At 31.2% G+C, this 23,132-nt stretch carries 21 protein-coding genes and 1 pseudogene; 14 read left to right on the forward strand and 8 right to left on the reverse strand.

Going from position 1 to position 23,132, the window contains the following annotated elements:
• Positions 1 to 33: 33 nt before the first annotated feature.
• The 8 genes from B0A58_RS06870 to miaB all read right to left on the reverse strand — a co-directional run bounded on the left by B0A58_RS06870 (position 34) and on the right by miaB (position 6,274).
• Complete coding sequence (locus B0A58_RS06870) at positions 34 to 309, reverse strand: co-chaperone GroES (RefSeq protein WP_014084451.1); 276 nt, start codon at positions 307 to 309, stop codon at positions 34 to 36.
• Positions 310 to 543: 234 nt separating this feature from the next.
• Positions 544 to 876 (reverse strand): preprotein translocase subunit SecG, encoded by a 333-nt coding sequence (gene secG / locus B0A58_RS06875; protein WP_089080435.1) that lies wholly within the window; start codon positions 874 to 876, stop codon positions 544 to 546.
• 5 nt (positions 877 to 881) lie between these two features.
• Positions 882 to 1,817: a hypothetical protein gene (locus B0A58_RS06880; protein ID WP_089080436.1), complete on the reverse strand. Its 936-nt coding sequence runs from the start codon at positions 1,815 to 1,817 to the stop codon at positions 882 to 884.
• A gap of 22 nt (positions 1,818 to 1,839) precedes the next feature.
• Positions 1,840 to 2,343: an LptE family protein gene (locus tag B0A58_RS06885; RefSeq protein ID WP_014084448.1), complete on the reverse strand. Its 504-nt coding sequence runs from the start codon at positions 2,341 to 2,343 to the stop codon at positions 1,840 to 1,842.
• Between the two features lie 14 nt (positions 2,344 to 2,357).
• Entirely contained in the window at positions 2,358 to 3,617 is a 1,260-nt protein-coding gene (locus tag B0A58_RS06890; RefSeq protein ID WP_089080437.1) for a sigma-54 interaction domain-containing protein, read from the reverse strand.
• Between the two features lie 124 nt (positions 3,618 to 3,741).
• Positions 3,742 to 4,122, reverse strand: a complete 381-nt coding sequence (locus B0A58_RS06895; protein WP_089080438.1) for a DNA methyltransferase — start codon at positions 4,120 to 4,122, stop codon at positions 3,742 to 3,744.
• Positions 4,112 to 4,747 carry an ApaLI family restriction endonuclease gene (locus B0A58_RS06900; protein ID WP_089080439.1) on the reverse strand — a complete coding sequence of 212 codons (636 nt, stop codon included), beginning with the start codon at positions 4,745 to 4,747 and terminating at the stop codon, positions 4,112 to 4,114. The genes B0A58_RS06895 and B0A58_RS06900 overlap by 11 nt, the downstream gene beginning before the upstream one ends.
• A 57-nt stretch (positions 4,748 to 4,804) precedes the next feature.
• Positions 4,805 to 6,274: a tRNA (N6-isopentenyl adenosine(37)-C2)-methylthiotransferase MiaB gene (miaB, locus tag B0A58_RS06905; protein ID WP_089080440.1), complete on the reverse strand. Its 1,470-nt coding sequence runs from the start codon at positions 6,272 to 6,274 to the stop codon at positions 4,805 to 4,807.
• 296 nt (positions 6,275 to 6,570) lie between these two features.
• On the opposite strand from miaB, the gene B0A58_RS06915 reads away from it, so the two are divergent.
• The 14 genes and pseudogenes from B0A58_RS06915 to B0A58_RS06980 form a co-directional block, all read left to right on the forward strand.
• Positions 6,571 to 7,344 (forward strand): hypothetical protein, encoded by a 774-nt coding sequence (locus B0A58_RS06915; protein ID WP_089080442.1) that lies wholly within the window; start codon positions 6,571 to 6,573, stop codon positions 7,342 to 7,344.
• Positions 7,345 to 7,418: 74 nt separating this feature from the next.
• A complete protein-coding gene (gene topA, locus B0A58_RS06920) occupies positions 7,419 to 9,953 on the forward strand; it encodes a type I DNA topoisomerase (RefSeq protein ID WP_089080443.1) in 2,535 nt (844 codons plus the stop codon).
• Positions 9,954 to 9,956: 3 nt separating this feature from the next.
• On the forward strand, positions 9,957 to 11,108 hold the full coding sequence (locus tag B0A58_RS06925; RefSeq protein ID WP_089080444.1) for a formimidoylglutamase: 1,152 nt from the start codon (positions 9,957 to 9,959) through the stop codon (positions 11,106 to 11,108).
• Positions 11,109 to 11,290: 182 nt separating this feature from the next.
• Positions 11,291 to 12,679 (forward strand): T9SS ring complex lipoprotein PorK/GldK, encoded by a 1,389-nt coding sequence (gene porK / locus B0A58_RS06930; protein WP_089080445.1) that lies wholly within the window; start codon positions 11,291 to 11,293, stop codon positions 12,677 to 12,679.
• A 47-nt stretch (positions 12,680 to 12,726) separates the two neighbouring features.
• Positions 12,727 to 13,362, forward strand: coding sequence for a type IX secretion system motor protein PorL/GldL (gene porL, locus B0A58_RS06935; RefSeq protein ID WP_014084440.1), 636 nt, complete (start codon positions 12,727 to 12,729; stop codon positions 13,360 to 13,362).
• Positions 13,363 to 13,412: 50 nt separating this feature from the next.
• Complete coding sequence (gene porM / locus B0A58_RS06940; protein WP_089080446.1) at positions 13,413 to 14,954, forward strand: type IX secretion system motor protein PorM/GldM; 1,542 nt, start codon at positions 13,413 to 13,415, stop codon at positions 14,952 to 14,954.
• A 47-nt stretch (positions 14,955 to 15,001) separates the two neighbouring features.
• Entirely contained in the window at positions 15,002 to 15,988 is a 987-nt protein-coding gene (porN, locus tag B0A58_RS06945) for a type IX secretion system ring subunit PorN/GldN (protein ID WP_089080447.1), read from the forward strand.
• A 70-nt stretch (positions 15,989 to 16,058) separates the two neighbouring features.
• Positions 16,059 to 17,099: an NAD(P)/FAD-dependent oxidoreductase gene (locus B0A58_RS06950; protein WP_165766305.1), complete on the forward strand. Its 1,041-nt coding sequence runs from the start codon at positions 16,059 to 16,061 to the stop codon at positions 17,097 to 17,099.
• A gap of 34 nt (positions 17,100 to 17,133) precedes the next feature.
• Complete coding sequence (locus tag B0A58_RS06955) at positions 17,134 to 18,234, forward strand: KdsC family phosphatase (protein WP_089080449.1); 1,101 nt, start codon at positions 17,134 to 17,136, stop codon at positions 18,232 to 18,234.
• A gap of 3 nt (positions 18,235 to 18,237) precedes the next feature.
• Positions 18,238 to 19,671 carry an MBOAT family O-acyltransferase gene (locus B0A58_RS06960; protein ID WP_089080450.1) on the forward strand — a complete coding sequence of 478 codons (1,434 nt, stop codon included), beginning with the start codon at positions 18,238 to 18,240 and terminating at the stop codon, positions 19,669 to 19,671.
• 125 nt (positions 19,672 to 19,796) lie between these two features.
• Positions 19,797 to 20,558, forward strand: coding sequence for a hypothetical protein (locus B0A58_RS06965; protein ID WP_133063082.1), 762 nt, complete (start codon positions 19,797 to 19,799; stop codon positions 20,556 to 20,558).
• Positions 20,559 to 20,560: 2 nt separating this feature from the next.
• Positions 20,561 to 21,676, forward strand: a complete 1,116-nt coding sequence (locus tag B0A58_RS06970) for a glycosyltransferase family 4 protein (protein WP_089080452.1) — start codon at positions 20,561 to 20,563, stop codon at positions 21,674 to 21,676.
• A gap of 1 nt (position 21,677) precedes the next feature.
• Complete coding sequence (locus B0A58_RS06975; protein ID WP_089080453.1) at positions 21,678 to 22,760, forward strand: glycosyltransferase; 1,083 nt, start codon at positions 21,678 to 21,680, stop codon at positions 22,758 to 22,760.
• 27 nt (positions 22,761 to 22,787) lie between these two features.
• Positions 22,788 to 23,132 (forward strand): annotated as a pseudogene (locus B0A58_RS06980) (O-antigen ligase family protein); the annotation flags it as partial.

Below are 23,132 nucleotides of genomic sequence, written 5' to 3' on the forward strand. Positions count from 1 at the left end.
AATAGTCAAAACTTCTTGCCTGAAGTTATAAACTTATATTATTGCTAAAATATCGTCTTCACGCATGATAAGATAATCTTTACCTTCGTGTTTCAATTCTGTTCCTGCATATTTACCATACAAAACAGTGTCGCCCACTTTTACGGTTAGGGGTTGGTCTTTTTTGCCGTTGCCCACAGCTACTACTGTGCCTTTTTGTGGTTTTTCTTTGGCAGTATCTGGAATAAAAATTCCTGACGCAGTTTGTGTTTCGGCAGCAACAGGTTCTATAAGTACTCTGTCTGCTAATGGTTTAATGTTTTGTGTCATCATTTTTATATTTTAAAATTAATATTTGGTTATGTTTCTTTTTTCAAATCAGAAATTGTGCCAAGTTCAAATTACTGACATTTTAGCATAAAAAAATGCCAACTTGTCAAAATTGGCATTTTTAATCATTTTTTAAAATACTATAAGGTAGCATGTGTTGCCACAAAAAAAATATAAAGTAAATCTAATGAAATGCTTTTATTTGTTTTTTTGAATTTAAGCTATTTTTAGGAATTATTTTTTTTCTGTAGCTGGAGCAGGTGCTGCTGGTGCTGCAGGAGTTGTTGGTTTTGGCGCTGCAATTTCTTTTTCATCAATAATTTTTGATGCAGTATCGTTGCCAATAAAACTCAAACTCGACAATAAAATTAAAACGAGCAAAACGGCTCCTAATGTCCAAGTACTTTTATCTAAAAAATCAGTGGTTTTTTGTACTCCACCCAACATTTGTGATCCTCCAATTGACGATGATAATCCGCCACCTTTTGGGTTTTGAACCATAATAACTACGATAAGTAGTAAACAAACAATTGTGATTAAAATTAAAAAAATTGAAAACATAATGATATTTATTAATTGTTATTTTGTTGTAAATTTTTAATATCCAAAATTCGATTTGCAAATAAACTACTTTTTTCTGGATATTTCAAAATTAATATTTCATAAGCTTGAATTGCTTTTAAATATTTTTTCTGTTCAAGGTACACTTTGGCCAACGTTTCGGTCATCAAATGGGTGTTGTTTTCTTCTTTAGGCCTCTGAATATGGGTGATGGCGGTGGTTTTGTCTATTTGAGGTATCTTTGGACTTGTTTCAATAAATTTGTCAATTAAGGCCAATTTTTTTCTTCTAATTGGGTCTAAAGGCACCTCTTTTTGGCTGTTTTCTGGCTTTTCGTCTCGTGTTATGGGCTGAAATTTCGCTAGTTCGAGCCATTCTTGAAACGAATGTTTCTCGTTTTTTGAAAATGGCAACGGTTTTCCAATTTCTAATTTTTCCTCTAAAGGCGACGATAACCCGTTTTTTTCAGAAATGTTGATGGAATCGATTATGGATTGTTCGGCTTTTGAAAATGTAGGATTAACGGTTGTTAAAGGTATGTCGTTTACCACATCGGCATCGGTTTTTTCTGTAATTTCAAAATCGGCTGCGGCTGCAATAATTGGTTCATTGGCTGCTGTTTTTACCTCTTCAAATGCTTGAGGTTGCTCATCTGTTGGTATTGATTTTGTATCTGTTTTTTCTGATAAATTTATTTGCGAAGCTTTTACAAAATCAGAGGCTGTAATAAAATCAAACAACACACTTCTGTCTGTGGTGTGGGCCGCTGTAACTTTAAGAGCAAAATTGTATTTAAAACTATTTTGATTATACAAAGCTTTAAGCCTCAAGGCTCTAGCACTTTGAAGGTAAGGAAAATCGTCTAGTATTTTACCCAATAAATCAATATGCTCTTCGGCAATGGCATCGGGTTGGTTAATCAATGTTGTAAATTCTGTTAAGGTCATTTTTTATTTTTGTAATTGAGCATTACCATTTGGCCAACGATTCGTTAAAAATATCTTGTGTAATTCTTTCAAAAATATCTTCGAGTGCATCATTGAGTTGTTTTCCTGTCAATTGTGCGGTTCCGGCATAATCATGATAAAACGAAAATGATTTTTCAAAATCGTCTTTTTCTTTATTTTTGTTAGAAAATTTTACTTTAACAGTTATGGTTAGTCGGTTTTGTGCCGCCGTTTGATCGGCAGTTGCTGACATCGGACTGATGCGGTATTCTGTAATTTCGCCTTCATACAAGAGTTCACCGCCTGAATTGGTCAAATTCAAATTGGTTTGATCTTGAATTAAATTTTGTAATTTTTGTGTCAATCGTCTATCTATTCCGGGTTCTATAAGCAAGGCATTGTTCTGAAAATTATTTACTTGAAACGTTTTGGCATCGATAGTGCCTGTACCCGTAAAATTGTAAATCCCACAGCTACAAACCAAAAGTGAAACAATAAATAGCATCAATAAGTTTGTTTTTTTCATTTTTTTTAGGTATTTTATAAATCAAATTGTTTGATTTTTCTGTATAAAGTTCTTTCAGAAATGCCCAATTCATCAGCTGCCGCTTTGCGTTTGCCTTTGTTTTTTTCTAATGATTTTTTGATCATTTCGATTTCTTTTTTTTCCAATCTTAATATCTCTTCTTCTTCCTCTACTGTTTCTGCAAATAGATAGTCATCGTCATTGTCTTCAAAATTATTTTCATTATTTTGTGTAGCAATCACTGTGGTTGTAGGCGATGTTTCGTAGCTAATTTCGTTATCCAATTCATTTGAACCATATATTTTTTGAATCAAATTTGAATTGATTTCTTGGGTTTTGCTGCTTCCATTTTTCATCAATTCTAATGTTAATTTTTTCAAATCATTCAAATCACTTTTCATATCAAACAACACTTTATACAAAATATCTCTTTCTGTACTAAAATCGCTATCAGATTTTTTGTTTTTAATTACCGATGGCAAATGGCTGCCCTCTATAGGAAGATAGCTTTGCAAGGTTTGGACCGAAATGTCTCGATGGGTTTCTAGCACAGATATTTGTTCGGCAACATTTCTCAATTGTCTGATGTTGCCACTCCATCTAAATTTTTGAAGCAAATGTATGGCTTGATCTTCTAATTTCAAAGGAGGCATTTTGTATTTATGAGCAAAATCTGCCGAAAATTTTCTAAACAGCAAATGAATATCGTCTTTGCGGTCTCGCAAAGCGGGTAAGGTAATATCTACGGTACTTAATCGATAGTACAAATCTTCTCTAAATTTTCCTTTATCAATAGCTTCAAATAAATTGACATTGGTTGCTGCTACAATTCTCACATTTGTTTTTTGAACCTGCGAAGAACCTACTTTGATAAATTCACCATTTTCCAAAACCCGAAGCAAGCGAACTTGTGTTGTAAGGGGTAACTCGCCCACTTCGTCTAAAAATATAGTACCTCCGTTGGCTACTTCAAAATAACCTTCACGAGTGTTGGTTGCCCCTGTAAAAGCTCCTTTTTCGTGTCCAAAAAGTTCGCTGTCAATTGTTCCTTCAGGTATGGCACCACAATTTACAGCTATATATTTGCCATGTTTTCTATGAGACAAGGCATGTATAATTTTGGGCATGTTTTCTTTGCCTACCCCACTTTCGCCCGTAATCAATACCGAAATATCAGTTGGAGCCACCTGTATCGCTTTTTCAATAGCACGGTTGAGTTTGGGATCGTTGCCTATAATTTCAAACCGTTGTTTAATATTTTGTACTGTTTCCATTTTTTTGTTGAGGCCAAATTATTTTATATAATGGTATTATTTTTAAATGATAAAAAGAGTATTTTTTTATAAATACTTTTAATGAGTAATATAAAAAGTAATGAATTTTGTTATTTCAAACCATTTATTTAATTCCTTTTTTTGCATTAGACCATCTTTTATATGACCAAATAATTTCACTTTGGAAATTTTCACGTCCAAAAATCTTGTCCATCACCACTCTAATATGGTGCGATGCCGTTTTGTCGCAATGAAGAAATACACTTCCTGTATTTTTTAAAACCCTTTTTGATTCTTGTAAAACATTTTCTACAAGAGTTAAATACTCTTCAATAGAATTGTATTTGTCGTCAAATTCATACGTTTTAGAATTGTCTTTATTTGTAAGACTGTGTTTGCGTTGCGTAAAAAAAGGTGGGTCAAAGTAAATCAAGTCCACTTTGTTGTCTCCCATTTCTTTGAGTTTTTCAACACAATTTCCGTGATAGATTTTATTAGTTTCCATTTTCGGGTGTTCTTTCGTTAGCAATTTCTGTTAAAATAGCTTTTAGGTCAACACCTGAATAAGCTTTTAAGTATTCCCAAGCTTCATCACCGCCATAATATGCTCCTTCCACACCTGCATAAAGTGTTTTTAGAGTTTGCTGAATTCTGATTGCTTGTTCTCTTTGTGGGTAATAGAACATAACTCTAATAGGTTTATATCCGTGATTTCGTATTACTTGAACTCTCGTATGTTCTTTTGTAATATAATCTCCGTCAGTAGTAGCGTCTCTCCATTTAACTTCAATTGCGTCATTGGCATTTAGAAAGTCAATTTCAAATGTTTTAGGTCGTTGCCCTATCGTGTTTTCTACTTTAGTTTTTATTCCATCAGGAAATTTATAATTTAAGCATAAAGTTGCTGCTTCTTCAAGAAATGAACCTGCATACTTATAAAGAAATCGTCCTGTGTTTTGATATTGGTCAATCAATTGTCCTTCTTGAAAAGAAATGCCCAAAACACGATAAATAAGATAATGAGAGTTTTCATCTACTTTCATTTCCTCTGTTCTTGCTTCGATTTTTGCTTTCAAGTTTGCAGAATAAACTTCGGCTAGATTCTTTACATTTTGTATTAATTCGTCCATTTTATTTAAATAATATTGTAGTTTCGATTTAAAAATCAGTTGGGAACTACAATTTTTTTATACTCTTAAAGTTTGATTGTCTTTATTCATATCACTATAACCAACAGCATTCCCAATTAAAGTACCGCTAGTGCAATGGGTAATTTTTACATTTACAAATTCACCAATTTGATACTTTTCTTTAGGAAAAACAACCATAATACTTTGTGAATTTCTTCCAGACCAATCATTTTCAGACTTTTTAGATGTTTTTTCTATTAAAACTTCAACGGTTTGACCTAAAAATTCTTGGGTCCTAAAGCCGCTATGAATGCGTTGCAAATCTACTATTTCTTGCAACCTTCTTAATTTTACTGTTTCTGGCACATCATCTTCCATTTTTCGCCCTGCCAAGGTACCTGGTCTTTCAGAGTAGGCATACATATAACCAAAACTGTATTTGACACTTTCCATCAAATGCAATGTATCTTGATGGTCTGCTTCGGTTTCTGTTGGAAAACCGGCTATTAAATCTTGAGTTACAGCACAATTTGGAATAATTTGTTCTATTTTTCTTATTAAACCGATATATTCTTCTCTGGTGTGTAGTCGGTTCATGGCTTTCAATATCCTATTGCTTCCAGATTGCACAGGCAAATGGATGTGTTTACAAATATTATCATATTTGGCAATTACATGCAACACATTATCGTGCATATCTTGTGGGTTTGATGTAGAAAATCGGATTCTCAATTTAGGAAAAGTAGTAGCTACCATCTCTAAAAGTTGGTCAAATCCAACGGCAGTTGCTTTTTGCATGTCTGAAGCATTAACAAAATCTTTCTTTAAACCACCACCATACCATAAATAACTATCTACGTTTTGGCCAAGTAATGTAATTTCTTTATAATTTTTGTTTTGCAAATCTAAAATTTCATTCAAAATACTTTGTGGGTCTCGGCTGCGTTCTCGACCTCTTGTAAATGGCACTACGCAAAACGTACACATATTATCGCAACCTCTTGTAATGGAAACAAATGCAGTAACGCCGTTGCTCATCAACCTTACAGGCGAAATGTCGCCATAAGTTTCTTCTTTAGATAATATTACATTAATGGCCTCTCTACCACTTTCAACTTCTTTCAACAAGTTGGGCAAATCTTTATAAGCATCTGGACCAACAACCAAATCAACAATTTTTTCTTCTTCCAAAAATTGATTTTTCAATCGTTCGGCCATACAACCCAAAACACCCACTTTCATTTGACTGTTTTTTCGTTTAACAGCATTGTATTTTTCTAATCTTTTTCGGATAGTTTGCTCTGCTTTATCTCTTATAGAACAAGTATTAACCAATACAAGATCCGCTTCTTCTAATTCTGAAGTGGTGTTATATCCATTTTCCAATAAAATTGAAGCTACAATTTCACTGTCAGCAAAATTCATTGCACAACCATAACTTTCTATATATAATTTTTTCAAATTACCTTCTTTGTTATTGATTATCAAGCTATTACCTTGTACTTTTTCGTCAATTTCTTTTTCCATAAAAGTTTTAAAATAAATTTTATTCTGAATAGGTTTTGCAAAGATAGTGCAATTTTGCTAAAATATGACAACTTGGCAGTTGTTTTTTAACTTAAAATTAGTATTATTGCAAAAAAAATCAAGCTTTAATTTTGTTTTAATGTTTGATTTCAAATATTATGAAACCGAAAATACCCCGTTACTTCATTTTTGTTTAAATTGTAACTTTGACCAAAATTTTAATGTAACCCGTATGTTTTCGTTTTTTTTGAATATTGCAAATGAAGTATATGATCAACTAAATATTTTAAATTATTATGAATTTTAATGAAATTAAACAAAAAATAAATCAATCAGAAGGTATATCTTTTGGCTATATTTTTGGCGAAACTTTAGAATTTTTTCAAGCCACTTGGGTACAAGGATTGCTATGTATGGTATTTTTAATTATTGCGGTTTTTGCCATAGAAATGCTTGTTATGTTCCCCATTTCATTCTTTTTTGGAGTCATGCAGTTTACAAGTCCAAACGATTTTTCGGATATCTCTCTTTTAACTATTCTTTTGATGGTTTTTGTGGCGGTTACCTTTTTTTCATTAATCATGACCATAAGCACCAGCCTAATCGGGGGCTTATTTATCATTTATAAAAAAATAGATCACGACGAACAACATTCGACCAACGATTTTTTTTATTTGATGAAAAAACAAAATTTTGCCAAAACATTTCAAATAGGTTTGGCTCAAGTTGTTTTGATGTTGGCTTTTTATTTAATGTGTTGTTTGCCAATAATTTATGCCGTTGTTCCTATTAGTTATATAGTGGTTGTATATGCCTTCAACCCTGATTTAACTATAACTGAAATCGTAAAATTGTCATTTGCAATTGGAAATAAAAACTGGATTGAAAAATTTTTATTACGCATGGTGCTTGGGATATTAGCCACAATATTAGGCTTGCTGTTATGTGGCGTTGGTCTTCTTGCTACATTTAGTATTGCCATTATTCCGCAATATTTAATTTACAAACAAATGATTGGTTTTGAAGACACTTCTGAAATTGATCTCATTGGAACTGATGATTCAAATTGAATTTAAAAAATGAATTTGAAAATTAATATATAAAAAATAATTACTTTTGTCCCCAAAAAAAAAATAAAACTCCGATGGCAAAGAATTTAGTTATAGTTGAGTCTCCTGCAAAAGCCAAAACAATTGAAAAGTTTTTAGGAGCAGATTTTCAAGTAGAATCCAGTTATGGACACATAGCCGATTTGCCTTCAAAAGAAATTGGCGTAGATGTAGAAGATGGATTCAAGCCCCGATACGAAGTATCTGCAGACAAACGTGCCTTGGTAGCAAAACTAAAAGCCCTTTCAAAAAAAGCAGAAATGGTATGGTTAGCATCCGATGAGGACCGAGAGGGAGAGGCTATTTCGTGGCACTTGGCCGAAGAATTAAAGTTAGACAAAAAGAAAACTAAGCGAATTGTTTTTCATGAAATTACAAAAAATGCCATTTTAAAAGCCATCGATAACCCACGAGAAATAGATTATAATCTTGTAAATGCCCAACAAGCCCGTAGGGTTTTGGACAGGTTAGTGGGCTATGAATTGTCGCCAGTGTTATGGCGAAAAATAAAAGGTGGCCTTTCTGCAGGAAGGGTACAGTCTGTTTCTGTTCGTTTGATAGTAGAACGGGAACGTGAAATTCAAAACTTTGTAGCAGTAGCCTCATATTCAATTGTTGCCGAGTTTGTCAACCAAGCAGGGAAATCATTTAAAGCAAAATTGCCTAAAAACTTTGCAACTCAAAAAGAAGCCGAGGATTTCCTGAATCAAAACAGCAATTCTAATTATACAATTGCCGATATTGAAACCAAACCAATTAAAAAATCGCCGGCGGCACCTTTCACAACTTCGACCTTGCAACAAGAGGCCGCTCGAAAATTGTATTTGCCAGTAGGCATCACGATGCAGTTAGCCCAACGCTTGTATGAAGCGGGTTTGATTACGTATATGAGAACTGATAGTGTAAACTTGTCTCAAGAAGCCATGAATGCAGCACAAGCCGAAATCATCAAGTCGTATGGTAAAGATTTTTCTAAACCAAGGGTGTTTGCCAACAAAAGCAAAGGAGTACAAGAGGCTCACGAAGCCATAAGACCCACAGATATGTCCAGACATACGGTGGCTATAGACAGAGATCAAGCCCGTTTATATGACTTAATTTGGAAACGAACTTTGGCTTCGCAAATGAGCGATGCCCAGCTAGAACGAACAAACGTAAAAATAATTGCAGATAATCATAAAGAATATTTTACAGCTTCGGGCGAAGTACTACTTTTTGAAGGATTTTTAAAAGTTTATTTAGAAGGAAATGACGACGACGAAGAAGAGCAAGAAGGGATGTTGCCTGCGTTGAGAGTTAACGAAAGTTTGAACAATCAATACATTACTGCAACAGAAAGATACACCCGTCCGGCAGCACGATATACAGAGGCATCTTTGGTAAAAAAGTTAGAAGAATTGGGTATTGGAAGACCATCCACCTATGCACCAACTATTTCTACAATTATCAATAGAAATTATGTCGAAAAAGGAAACTTGGAAGGACAAGAGCGTATTTATAATCAAATGACTTTGAAAGCGGGTAAAATTAGCGCTAAAATATTGAAAGAAAATACGGGTTCTGATAAAGGAAAATTAGTACCAACAGACATAGGTACAATAGTTACCGATTTTTTAGTTAAAAATTTTGGAAACATTTTAGATTACCATTTTACGGCCAAAGTAGAACAAGATTTTGATGAAATAGCAGAAGGCAATATCGAATGGGCTAAAATGATGAAAGATTTTTATGATAAATTTCATCCAAATGTTAAAGATGTTGAAGCAAATGCAGATAGAGAATCGGGCGAAAGAGTTTTAGGTATTCATCCAGAATCGGGAAAACCCATTTCGGTACGATTAGGAAAATTTGGACCAATGGCTCAAATAGGACATGCAGATGATGAAGATAAAAAATTTGCCAGTTTGAATAAAGATCAAAATATTGGCAATATTACTTTAGAAGAAGCTTTGAATTTATTCCTATTACCAAAAATTTTAGGAAATTACAAAGACGAAGAAATAGAAGTTAGCAACGGTAGATATGGCCCTTATGTACGTCATGGTGCAGCCTTTATATCCCTGCCAAGAGGCGAAAACCCATTAGATGTAACCTTTGAAAGAGCCAAAGCACTCATAGACGAAAAAGCTTTGGCCGATGCTCCTATTGCAACTTACAAAGGCGAAAATGTACAAAAAGGAACAGGAAGATTTGGCCCATTCATCAAATGGAATGGCATTTTTATTAATGTAAGTAAAAAATACGATTTTGACAGATTATCTCAAGCCGATGTCGAAGCATTGATTGAAGATAAATTGCAAAAAAATATTGATAAAGTAATACACCATTGGGAGTCTGAAGGTATTTTAGTCGAAAAAGCCCGTTGGGGTCGATCGGTTATAACAAAAGGTAAAATAAAAATTGAATTAAGCAAAGATATTGATGCTAGTAAATTGACTTTATTGCAAGTGCAAGAGATGATTGCCGCCAAAACACCCGTAAAAAAAACACCCGTAAAAAAAGCACCAGCAAAAAAATCAACAACAACTAAAGCAACCACCACAAAAAAAACGGTATCCAAAAAGAAATAAAACATGCAATTTGAATTTTTAACCCCAATAGAAATAGAAGTACAAACATTCATCAAACAATTGTCTCCTAATCATTTGGGTAGTAAAGTTTCTATACACACACCAAATGCAGTTCCAAATTTAGACGATGTAAAAATTGCTATCATTGGTGTTTTGGATGGAAGAGGAGCCCATCAAGAAATTCACTATCATGATTTAATAAACATTAGAAAATCATTTTATAGTTTGTTTCCTGGCAATTGGGATGTTTTAATGGCCGATTTGGGCAATATCAAAAAAGGAAATACTTTAGCAGATACTTATTTTGCATTAGAAAAAGTAATAGAAAATTTGTTAAAGAAAAAAATTATTCCTATTATAATTGGAGGTACGCAGGATTTAACCTATCCCATGTATAGGGCGTTTGACAATTTAGACCAAATGGTAAATTTGGTTTGTATCGACTCAAAGTTTGATTTTGGTAGCAACCAAAACCATATAACTTACGATAGCTATTTATCAAAAATCATCATCAACGAGCCACATAATTTATTTAACTTTAGCAACATAGGGTATCAATCTTATTACAACCCTCAAGAAGATGTTGATTTGATAGAGAAAATGTATTTTGAAGCTTATAGACTAGGCGAGGTGTCAAATAATTTAACAATTGCAGAACCTGTTTTGAGAGATGCTGATGTGGTTAGTATTGATATGAATGTTGTAAAATCATCAGATTCTGGCAACCTAAATGAATTTATTCCTAATGGTTTAGATGGCAAACAAATTTGTGGATTAACACGATATGCAGGAATTAGTGATAAAGTATGTATATTAGGAATTTTCAACCATCAAAATTTTATATCAGAGTCCCATTTAATAGCACAAATGATGTGGTATTTTATAGAAGGCATCAATTATAGGTCAAATGATTATCCTTATGGTTCCAAAAATCACTATACAAAATACATTGTTCCAATAGACAGTGAAACAATTGTATTTTATAAAAGTAACAAATCAGAAAGATGGTGGATTGAAATCCCTTTTTTTTCAGATCAACACAATAAACTCAAAAAACATACGTTATTACCATGTTCGTATGAAGAATATATTCAAGCAACTAATCAAGAGATTCCCGAAAGATGGTGGAAAACGCAAAGGAAAAATGTATTTTGATGTGAATAAATAAGAAAAAAGCATAAAAAAATAAAAATTTTTTATAAAAATTAAATAAATTTGGATTTGAAATAATTTTTTATTACTTTTGCTTATCAAGATAAGTGTGAAAGAATCGTTTATTATTGACGTAATGTGCAATTAAGAATTAAATTATAGATTATATTAACAACCTCAATTATATGAAGAAATTCGTAGCATTTTCAGTTATTTTAGCAACTTTAGCGAGTTGTAGTTCCGGCGATAAAGGAGAGCTAGTAGGAGTAAAGGGTAAAAAATGGAATCCAGAAAAGCCTTATGGAATGACATTAGTACCAGGTGGCGCCTTTATTATGGGTAAATCTGATGACGATTTAGCAAACGTACAAGATGCTCCCACCAAAACGGTTACTGTAAGATCGTTTTATATGGACGAAACTGAAATAACAAATAGTGAATACCGCCAGTTTGTGGAATGGGTAAAAGATTCAACTATCAGAACAAGATTAGCCATCTTAGCAGACGAAGTGGGTTCAAAACCAGGAAAAGGCAGTAAAAATAAAGGAAGTATTGGTGATTTTGCATTTAATGATGTAGATCCAGCAAAACAAACACCGTACGATAAATATATGTACGAAAATTATTATAGTGTTGGTACAGATGAAGATCCTTATGCGGGTAGAAAATTAAATAGAAAAATAAAGCTTATTACCGATCCAAAAAAATACCCAGATGAATATTATTCTGAAGTAATGGATAGTATGTATGTGCCTGTTTCTGAGTCATATAATGGTTTAAGAACCATTGATGTTAAGAAATTGAAATTTAGATATTCTTGGATGGATATTCTAGCAGCCGCAAAAGCCAAAGTAGGAAAAAGAAGTAAATTTATTAAAACTGAAAAAGAAGAAATTTACCCAGACACTACAGTTTGGATTAAAGATTTTACCTATTCCTATAATGAACCAATGCACAATGATTATTTTTGGCATCAAGCATATAGTGATTATCCAGTTGTAGGAGTAAATTGGAAACAAGCTAAAGCTTTTTGTGCTTGGAGAACGTTGTTGAAAAATATATATATTAAGTCTTTGAAAAAACACCAAGATAACGTGAACTCTTTTAGATTACCAACAGAAGCAGAGTGGGAATATGCTGCAAGAGGTGGTTTACAATCTGCTACTTTTCCATGGGGTGGTCCTTATACCAAAAACGATAGAGGTTGTTTTATGGCCAATTTTAAGCCAGATCGTGGGGATTATGCAGCAGACCAGGCCTTATATACAGTAGAAGCAAAGTCGTATGAACCAAATGGATATAATTTGTATAATATGGCTGGAAACGTGGCAGAATGGACAGACTCTGCTTATGATGCAACTGCTTACGAATTTGTATCTACAATGAACCCTAACGTTTCTGATGTAAAAAACATGAGAAAAGTTGTAAGAGGAGGTTCATGGAAAGACGTTTCTTATATGATTCAAGTGGCTACTCGTGATAATGAATATGCAGATACATCAAGAAGTTATATTGGATTCAGAACAGTACAAGATTATATGGGTACACAAACTACAAGAAAAACCAAGAAATAATTAACTAAAACCAAAATAAATTAAAATTAACATTAAAAAAAAAAGTTATGGCATTGATTAATAAAAAAGTAATGAACTTTACTTACGGAATGGGGGCTGCAGTAGTAATTATTGGAGCGTTGTTTAAGATAGAACACCTACCAGGTGCAAGTTTATTACTTAAAATTGGACTTATTACTGAAGCGTTTATTTTTGCATTATCAGCATTTGAACCTGCTGAAAAAGAATTAGATTGGTCTTTAGTATATCCAGAATTAGCTGGTGGAGAAGCTAAAAAGAAAGATGTTAAAAAACAAGAAACACCAACTGAAGCTCAAGGTTTGCTTTCACAAAAATTAGATTCTTTATTGAAAGATGCAAAAATTGATGGTGAATTGATGGCAAGTTTAGGAAACAGCATCAAAAACTTTGAATCTGCTGCAAAAGGAATTGCTCCAACTGTTGATTCGATTGCCTCAACTAAAAAATACAGCGAAGAGTTAACATTGGCTGCGTCTCAAATGGAGTCTTTAAATAGTTTATACAAATTACAATTACAAAGTGCTGAGAAAAATGCTCAAATAAACGAAGAGGTTGCAGCAAATAATTTGAAATTGAAAGATCAAATGCAATCTTTAACTTCAAATTTAACTTCTTTGAATAATGTTTATGGCGGAATGCTTTCTGCAATGAGTAACAAATAATAATTAGTTTCAGACTAATAAATCAATTATTAATAAACTAATTAAGAAAAATGGCAGGAGGAAAATTAACCCCTAGACAGAAGATGATTAACTTGATGTATTTAGTTTTCATCGCAATGTTGGCATTAAATATGTCAAAAGAAGTGTTATCGGCTTTTGGACTTATGAATGAAAAATTTGATAGTGCAAATAAAGTTGCCATGTCAAGTAACGAACAATTGTTATCAACTTTGAATCAAAAAGGTTCAGAAAATGCAGGTGAATTTGGTAAAGCCAAAGAAATTGCAGGTAAAGTTGCTCAAATATCTAAAGATTTTTATGCTTATGTAGAAACGCTGAAAGCAGATGCTACAAATGGTATTGAACTAGATAAAGAAACTGGAAAATTACCTTATGAAGCCATGGATAAAGGGCCTCATATCGACGAAACTTGGTTTTCGGGTGATAATTATTCAGCAAAAGGAAATGAAATTGTGGCTAAAATTAATGGGTATGTTACTGCATTGAAAGCTGCAACTGCTGGTCAAGCTAATTTATCAGGTGTAATTAAAGAAGTGGAATCAAAATTCAACACGGCAGATGTAAAGGATAAAGAAGGTATTACTAAAAAGTATTTGTCTTATCATTTTGAACATTTTCCAGCAATTGCTTCTTTAACTAAATTAACTGCTTGGCAAAATGATATTAAAAAAACAGAAACAGATATTTACAATACTTTATTAGGAAAAGCTGCTCAAGATGCTGCATCATATACTAATTTTAAAGGTTTCGTTGTATTAGAAAAAAATGCTTATTTTCAAGGTGAATCTGTAAAAGGTACTGTGGTATTAGGAAAATATGATCCAAATACAAAACCAACTAGTTTTACTGGACCAGGTAGATTAGAAAATGGTCAAGCAGTGATTTCTGAAACAGCTGGTTCTATTGGAGAAAGAACATTAAAAGGACAATTTACATTTGTTGAAAATGGAAAAACAATACCTGTACCATTTGAAGGAAATTATGTTGTTGTACCTAGACCTAATTCTGCAACTATTTCTGCAGATAAAATGAACGTAGTATATAGAGGTGTTGTAAACCCCATGACCATTTCGTTTGCTGGAGTGGCAGACAATAGTGTAAATGCAAGCGCACCTGGTTTGTCAAAAGTTGGAAATGGCAAATACACCATGTCGCCAGGATCTGGAACAGAGGTTACTATTAATGTTACTGCAAAATTACCTGGAACTAGCGGAACTGTATCTGATAAAAAAGTATTTAGAGTAAAAAATATACCAAGACCTGTTGGAGCAATTGGTGGTACAGATGGTATTGTTAAAGGTGCAAAATCACGTTTAGAAGTATCTCAAGTATCTGCAAAATTACCTGATTTTGATTTTGATGTAAATCTACAAGTTGTTGGTTTTACATTTAAAGCAACAGGTCAGGCTGCTGTAATTGTATCAGGAGATAGAGTAAATGCACAATGTAAAGCTGCTATGGCAAAATCAACAAGAGGCGATCAAATAACGATTTCTGATATCAAAGTGAAAGTTGCAGGTTCTCCAATTATGTTGCCAACAACAGCTCCAGTAATTTACGAAATACAATAATAATTTACGTTTTACGTTTATCTTAAATAGTCAAAAAATTAATAAAGATGAAAATTAAATCTCTTTTAGTGGTGGTTTCTTTGTTAGCAGGAACAGTAGTTTCTAATGCGCAATCTAATTTGCTTAATGCAAAAACACCTAGTCAAATTGGAAAAAAAACACCAGCCCAGCTGATTTCAGATAACGACAAACCGTTACCTTATGGCTATGTGCATGATAAAGATGTTTTGATGGGTAAGATTACATGGGAAATTATTGATTTGGATGAAAGAGTTAATTTTCCTTTATATTATCCAATTGATACGACCAATATTGGTAAAGATAGAAGATCACTTTTTGATGTTTTGATTAAAAACATTAAAAATGGTAAGATTACAGAAGTTTATGCAGATGATTATTTCAATACTAAAAAAAGTTTGAAAGATATGCAATCTACTTTTAAGTTTAGAGACACCACTGATGCGGGTAAAGAAGAAATAAACAATCATTACGATGATTATTTTCCAAAACCAATACCAGCTGTTGTTAAGAAAAACAAAAAAGGTAAGATAATTTCTGAAACACCAGCTTCTACACCTGTTGCAAAAGTTTTAGATCCGCAATATATCAACGAAAGAGAATTAACAGCTATTGATTTGGTAGGTTACAGAATTAAAGGTTTTTGGTATTTTGACAAACGTCAAAGCGAATTAAAATACCGATTGTTGGCTATATGTCCTATTGCTCCTGAAGCTCGTGACATAGGTAAAGATAATCCTGATACGATTGACTTGTTTTGGATTTATTTTCCATCAATTAGAGATGTGTTGCATGATGCTTTAGCTTTTAACGATAAGAATACAGCAATGCCTTTTTCTTATGATCACTTACTCAATTCAAGAAGATTTAATGCTTTGATTTACAAAGAGGAAAATGTTTTTGGCGATAGAGAAATTAAAGATTACATGAAAGATAATGCACAAAAACAATTATTAGAATCAAATCGTGTAAAAGAAAAAATACGTGATTTTGAATCTGATATGTGGAATTATTAAAAAAAATATTTATAAATTATAAAAACTCTTACTTTTAGTAAGAGTTTTTTGTTATTAAACATGTATTTTGATACTAGACTATATCATTGTAGGTAGTGGTTTGGCAGGGATTAGTTTTTCTGAAATTGCACTACAGCACCAAAAAAATATAATTGTTTTTGATGATCATTCACACCAAGCTTCATTAGTGGCTGGGGGTATGTATAATCCTGTTGTACTCAAACGTTTTACAGCTGTTTGGAATGCAAAAGAACAATTAGACTTCGCCCATGATTTTTATAAAGAAATTGAACAAAAATTGAATGTGTCATTTGATTATAAAATTCCCGTTTATAGAAAATTTTTTTCCATTGAAGAACAAAACAATTGGTTTGTTGCAGCAGATAAACCTCTTTTAGTACCTTTTTTAAATCCTGTAATTCAATTTGATCAAATCAAAAATATTGAAGCTCCTTTTGGTTATGGTTGTGTAAATGGTACTGGTTTTTTAGATACACAAAGTTTGTTGCATACATATCACCGTTATCTTGAAATAGAGTCTAAAATTGTGTATGAAAAATTTGATTACTCGCAACTTCAATTTCATGATGAATTTATATCATATAAAACACTTAAAGCCAAAAATATCGTTTTTGCAGATGGTTTTGGATTACATCAAAATCCATATTTTAATGATTTGCCTTTAGATGGCACAAAGGGAGAGTTATTAATTATTAAATCATCTGAATTGGACTTAAAAGTTATTGTCAATACGAGTATTTTTATTATGCCATTAGGAGCTGACTTATTTAAAGTAGGTGCTACTTATCATTGGTCAGATAAAACCAATATTCCTACAGAAGCAGCTAAAATAGAATTAATAGATAAATTGAAAGACATTTTAAATTGTTCTTTTGAAATTGTGTCGCATTTTGCAGGGGTCAGGCCAACGGTTAAAGACCGCCGCCCTTTAGTTGGTACACATCCATTGCATAAACAATTGCATCTATTAAATGGTTTAGGTACTAGGGGGGTTATGTTAGCACCCTATTTAGCAAAGCATTTATTTTTGCATATAGAAAAAAATATAGAAATGGATAAAGAAATAGATATTAAACGATTTTATATATAGATTATTATTAACTTTGTTTTTTTTATTTAAGATTATGTGTCAGAATATTGGTTTTATTTCTTTGGTTTTTTCTGAAAAACAGTTAGATCATTTGGTCACACGAAAGTTAGTTGGCAGACCTTTGTTTTCTTGGACACTCGGTACGGCTATTTTTTCAAAGTTAGACCAAATAGTTGTTCTTGTTTCTAATGATAGTTTTAAAGTAACTCTTGAAAAAGAATACCATTGGGCATCCAATGTATCTTTTATAAACATACAAAAAAATCAATTTATTAGTAACGAAGTTAATATAAGTGCTATTTTAGTTGATAATAATTTTCCTTTTCAAAACGTAATTTGTATAAATCCGTTTGGAGTAATCATTGAAAGTATTGATTTAAATAATTGTATTGATACATTAACTAAAAATGAATGTAAAGATGTATATTCTATTCATGGTTTTACAAATCAGGAATGTACTTTGAACAACCAATTTACACCAAAACATATAGATAATTTTAAAATAATAAATATATTTTATGCTTTTTCAAATGACATTTCGAGGAATGTTACTGGTTTTGTTCCACTTTCTGATAATAAAATAGACACTATTAATTATGATAATTTCACTATAATAGAATTAAAATTAATTGAAAAATTAAAAAATAAAAAGCATTGTGCCAAAATTTCGCACTTGGTTTTAGATGTTGATGGAGTATTTACTGATGGTTGTGTGTATTATGATGCACATGGAGAATTAGCCAAAAAGTTTGATATGCGAGATGGTATGGGGCTTGAAATAGTAAGACAGTTTGATGTAGAAATTGTTGTAATAACATCGGAAAATTCTGCTTTAGTAGCTAAAAGAATGGAAAAATTACAAATAAAACATGTGTTTTTAGGCGTGAAAGATAAGTTTTCATTTTTGAATCGCTTTGTTATCGATCAACAAATATGTTTTTCAAATGTAGCTTATATGGGAGATGATGTAAATGATTTGGCAAATTTATGTAGGGTAGGTTGGTCTTTTTCACCACAAAACGCAACCGATGTTGTAAAAAATCATGTAGATATTGTTTTGAAAAATGATTCTGGCAATGGTGCAATTCGTGAATTAACGTCATTTATTATAAAGTATAATCAAAGAATTTTTTAGTATATGTATTTCAATTCATTTGCATTTTGCTTTTTTTTAATTACTGTATTTATACTACATTGGTTTGTTTTTAATAAATCTAAGACAAATCAAAATTTATTATTGATTCTTGTAAGTTATTTTTTTTATTCCTTTTGGAATTGGCATTTTTTATTTTTATTAGTATTTTCTACTTTATTGGATTTTTATAGTGCTATACAAATTGAAAATGCTTCGAATGTAAAAATTAAAAAATTTTGGTTCTGGTCTAGTATTGGTATTAATCTTGGTTTTTTAGGTGTATTTAAATACTATAATTTTTTTGTTGCTTCCTTTACGGAAATGTTGTTGCATTTTGGATTCAAATGCAACCCTTTACTATTAGATATTATGCTTCCCGTAGGGATTTCATTTTACACTTTTCATGGTTTATCTTATGTTATTGATATTTATAAAGGACGTATAAAAGCAGAGAAAAATTTTATAGATTATTCTATTTTTGTCTGTTATTTTCCCTTGCTTGTTGCTGGACCTATCGAAAGGGCTACACATTTACTCCCTCAAGTTAAATTCAAGCGTGAGTTTGATTACCAATTAGCAAAAGAAGGGGTATATCAAATTGTGTGGGGATTTGTCAAAAAAGTTGTGATTGCGGATAGTTGTGCAACTTATGCCAATGCTATATTTGATCATTATGAACAAATGAATAGCTTGAGTTTAATATTAGGTGCTGTTTATTTTTCATTTCAAATATATGGTGATTTTTCAGGTTATTCTGATATAGCCCTTGGGGTTTCTAAATTATTTGGCATACGACTTTTGAAAAATTTCGATTTTCCATATTTTTCACGGGACATAGCCGAGTTTTGGAGGCGTTGGCATATGTCGCTTTCTTCATGGTTTAGGGACTATTTATACATTCCATTGGGTGGTAGTGTTGGCGGAAAATGGATGCAAATTAAAAATACATTTATAATTTTTCTTGTAAGTGGTTTTTGGCATGGAGCCAATTGGACTTTTATTTTTTGGGGTGGTTTAAATGCTTTGTATTTTTTACCATTATTGTTATTGCAAAAAAATCGTAAGAATATTGGTGAAATTACTATCACTAATTTTCAAAACGGTTTCCATACTATTTCAAACATCTTTATAACATTTATATTAACCTCATTTGCTTGGATTTTTTTTAGAGCTCAGAGTTTGCATCAAGCCTTTGGATATATTGAAAGGATGTTTACCAATCATCATTTTTCTATACAGTTTTTGAAAAATCAACGTCAAAATCATGAAATCTTAATATTAATTATTGCTTTTATTATGGTAGAGTGGTTTAATAAATATAAAATTGAACCTATTTCTGGAAAATATGAACAATTAAAATTGGTTTTGTTTTTAGTGGCTATCATTATGTTTGGAGTGTTTACGGATTATAAAAATTTTATATATTTTCAGTTTTAATGACAACTTTTTTTAAATTAATTTTAAAGATTATCATAATCATTTTTCTAGCAGGTATTGTGTTAGATCTTGTATATTCAAAAGTATTGAGTACTTCAAAATATAGAAATAAAATTGAGTTTGTAATGAATTCAAAAAAATTGAATTATGATGTAATTATTTTAGGTTCGTCAAGAGCAAATAACCATTTTGTTGCAGAAATGTTTGAACATAAAGGGCTAAAAACATTTAATTATGGCATTAGTGCTTCTCATTTATTTGAAGCAGATTTGTTGTTAAAATTGATGGAAGAGCGTCAATTTAAGATTAAAACTATAATTATTGAAGTCGATTTGAATCTTGCCAATGAACATAGAGACGAAGGTATTTCCTCACGATTTATGCCATTTTTACATCAATCTACTTTAATTAAAAAACATTATGAAAATGAATCTGATTTTAAGGCTCTTTATTATATACCTTTTTACAGGTACATCAAATTTGATAATAAAATTGGTTTTAGAGAAACATATAATTCAGCAATTAAAGATTCTACAGTATATTTAGCTCATAACGGATACTATCCTTTATATAATTCTAAAAAAGGAAATATGAAGAATAATTACACAAAATTGAATCCATTGAAAAATAAATATTATGAAGACATCAAAAAAATTTGTAAGCGAAATGGCATTCAATTAATATCTGTAATGACACCAATCTGCTCAAATGTAAAAGGAATTGATTATTTGGATAAAGTGCAAAAACTATATCCTGAAATTCATAATTATGAAAATGTGGTTACAGATGATAACTTGTTTTCGTCCTGCGGACATTTGAATGACGAAGGAGCTAGAATTTTTACATCTAGAATTATACATGACTTTTTTAATAAATCAAGTAATTGATTATGAATATGTTAATTGTTACCCACGCTAAACATCGATACCATGATGAATTAATATATTCGTATGGACCTTATGTTCGAGAAATGAATATTTGGGGTAATTATTGTAGTTCCTTTACTATAATTGCACCAAAAAGTAGCCAGGTTATTTCGGCTATAGATTTGCCTTATGCAATGAATAACATAAATTATTCTGAAGTTGCCTCTTTTGATTTTCTTACAATTAAGTCACGTGTACAAGCTGTTTTTAGAATACCTATAATCATGTTTACTTTATATAAGGCCATGAAATCTACCGATCATATACATTTAAGATGTCCAGGAAACATGGGCTTGTTAGGATGTATTGTGCAAGTATTTTTTCCAAAAAAAATAAAAACAGCCAAATATGCTGGAAATTGGGATTCTAATTCCAAGCAACCTTTGAGTTATAGACTTCAAAAATTGATATTAAATAATACATTTTTGACTAAAAACATGACTGTTTTGGTTTATGGTGAGTGGCCCAAAGTTTCAAAAAATATAAAATCTTTTTTTACGGCAACTTATTTCGACAAAGATAAGTTAGCTGTTGCACCAAAGAATTTGACAAATACCATACAATTCATTTTTGTGGGTACATTATCAATAGGAAAAAAGCCAATTTATGCTATTCAGTTAGTAGAAAAATTATATAAAATTGGATACAATGTGCAATTAAATTTGTATGGTGAAGGGGCTGAACGCCATAACTTAGCACAATATATAAAAAATGAATCGCTAAATTCATATATCCGATTAAATGGGAATCAATCATTAGAAGTGATAAAAAAAGCGTATCAAGAAAGTCATTTTTTAGTGCTACCTTCGCAAAGTGAAGGGTGGCCAAAAGCAGTTGCTGAAGCTATGTTTTGGGGATGTGTTCCTATATCGACACCCGTTTCATGTGTGCCAAATATGTTGCAAGACGGTGCAAGAGGTATTTTATTGCAAGAAGATTTAGATGTTGATACCAATAAAATAAGGTTACTCATAGATGACGAAATTTTATATCAAACGACTTCTAATGCTGCAATGACCTGGTCTCGTCTTTATACTTTGGATTATTTTGAAAATGAAATAAAAAATATCTTACAATAAAATGAATAATAACCAATTAAGAATTGTACAATTGATAGACAGCTTAGATGCAGGAGGAGCAGAACGCATGGCCGTAAACTATGCAGATGTTTTGATGTCTGAAATTGCTTTTTCAGGTCTTGTTGTTACTCGAAAAGAAGGTTTGTTAAAATCGCAGCTAAAAAGTGAAATATCTTATTTATTTTTAAATAGAAAAAGAATTTTAGATTTTTTTGTAATAATAAAATTTTTAAAATTTTTAAATAAAAATAATATAAATTGGATACATGCTCATAGTAGCTCGATTTTTTTTGCAGTTATGATAAAATTTTTGAAACCAAGTATCAAAATTATTTGGCACGATCATTTTGGACAAAGCGAATTTTTAGATACCCGCAAATATTTTTTTTTAAAAATAGCAAATTATTTTGTAAATCGAAATATAGTAGTAAATCAGCAATTATTACATTGGCATAAGCAGAAATTCACAAAACATGACATTTATTATGTACCAAATTTTGTACAATTATCAAAATTAATCCCTTCAACAACTGTTTTAAAAGGTACAATAGGTAAAAGAATAGTTTGTTTAGCAAATTTGAGACCTCAAAAAAATCATTTTTTAATCATTGAAGCGGCAAAACTTTTAAGAAAAAGCAATCCTGATTGGACATTTCATTTGATAGGTCAAGATTTTGAAGATGATTATTCTTCTTCAGTACAAAATATTATTAAAGAAAATAATTTGGAAGACACTATATTTTTATACGGTTCGAGAAAAGATATTTTATCAATATTAAAACAAGCTGCTATTGGAATTCTTACATCAAATTCAGAAGGTCTACCTTTAGCATTGTTAGAATATGGCAGTTGCTCTTTGCCCGTTATTGCTACAAAAGTTGGCGAAATTCCAAATATTATCAAACACGAAGATAATGGATTGTTTATTATGCCTGGAGATGTAAAACATTTTTATGAAATGTTGGTAAAACTAATAAATAATAAACTTTTATCAAATAAATTAGGAAATAAATTACATTTTGATATTTTGAATAACATGTCTGAAGCTGCAATAATTAAACAATATTTATTACTTTTGAAATGATTATTAATTATTAAAAAAATAAAATAAATGATTCAAAAAAAGAATAATAATCTCTTATATGTTTTTTTGATTATTTTACATGCTTTCCTAGGAATTTTAGCTAATTATGAAAAAAAAATCACTTTATTATACGGAGTTTTAATTTTCATTGTAGGATTAGGGTATGTTTTATATAAAAAAAATAAGAACAACGAAGTTTTATATGCAGCAGCCTATTTAGTAGGTGCAGAAGTTTTTTTGAGGATGACTGAAGGTGTAGTTTTATATGAATTTGTAAAATATGCTGTAATTTTGTTAATGTTTGTAGGTATTTTGTTTAATGGAGTTGCGAAATGGAGTTTTTTTTATGTTTTTTTTTTATTTTTATTAATT

The sequence above is a fragment of the Flavobacterium branchiophilum NBRC 15030 = ATCC 35035 genome, assembly GCF_002217205.1.
In the GTDB taxonomy this organism is placed as follows: domain Bacteria; phylum Bacteroidota; class Bacteroidia; order Flavobacteriales; family Flavobacteriaceae; genus Flavobacterium; species Flavobacterium branchiophilum.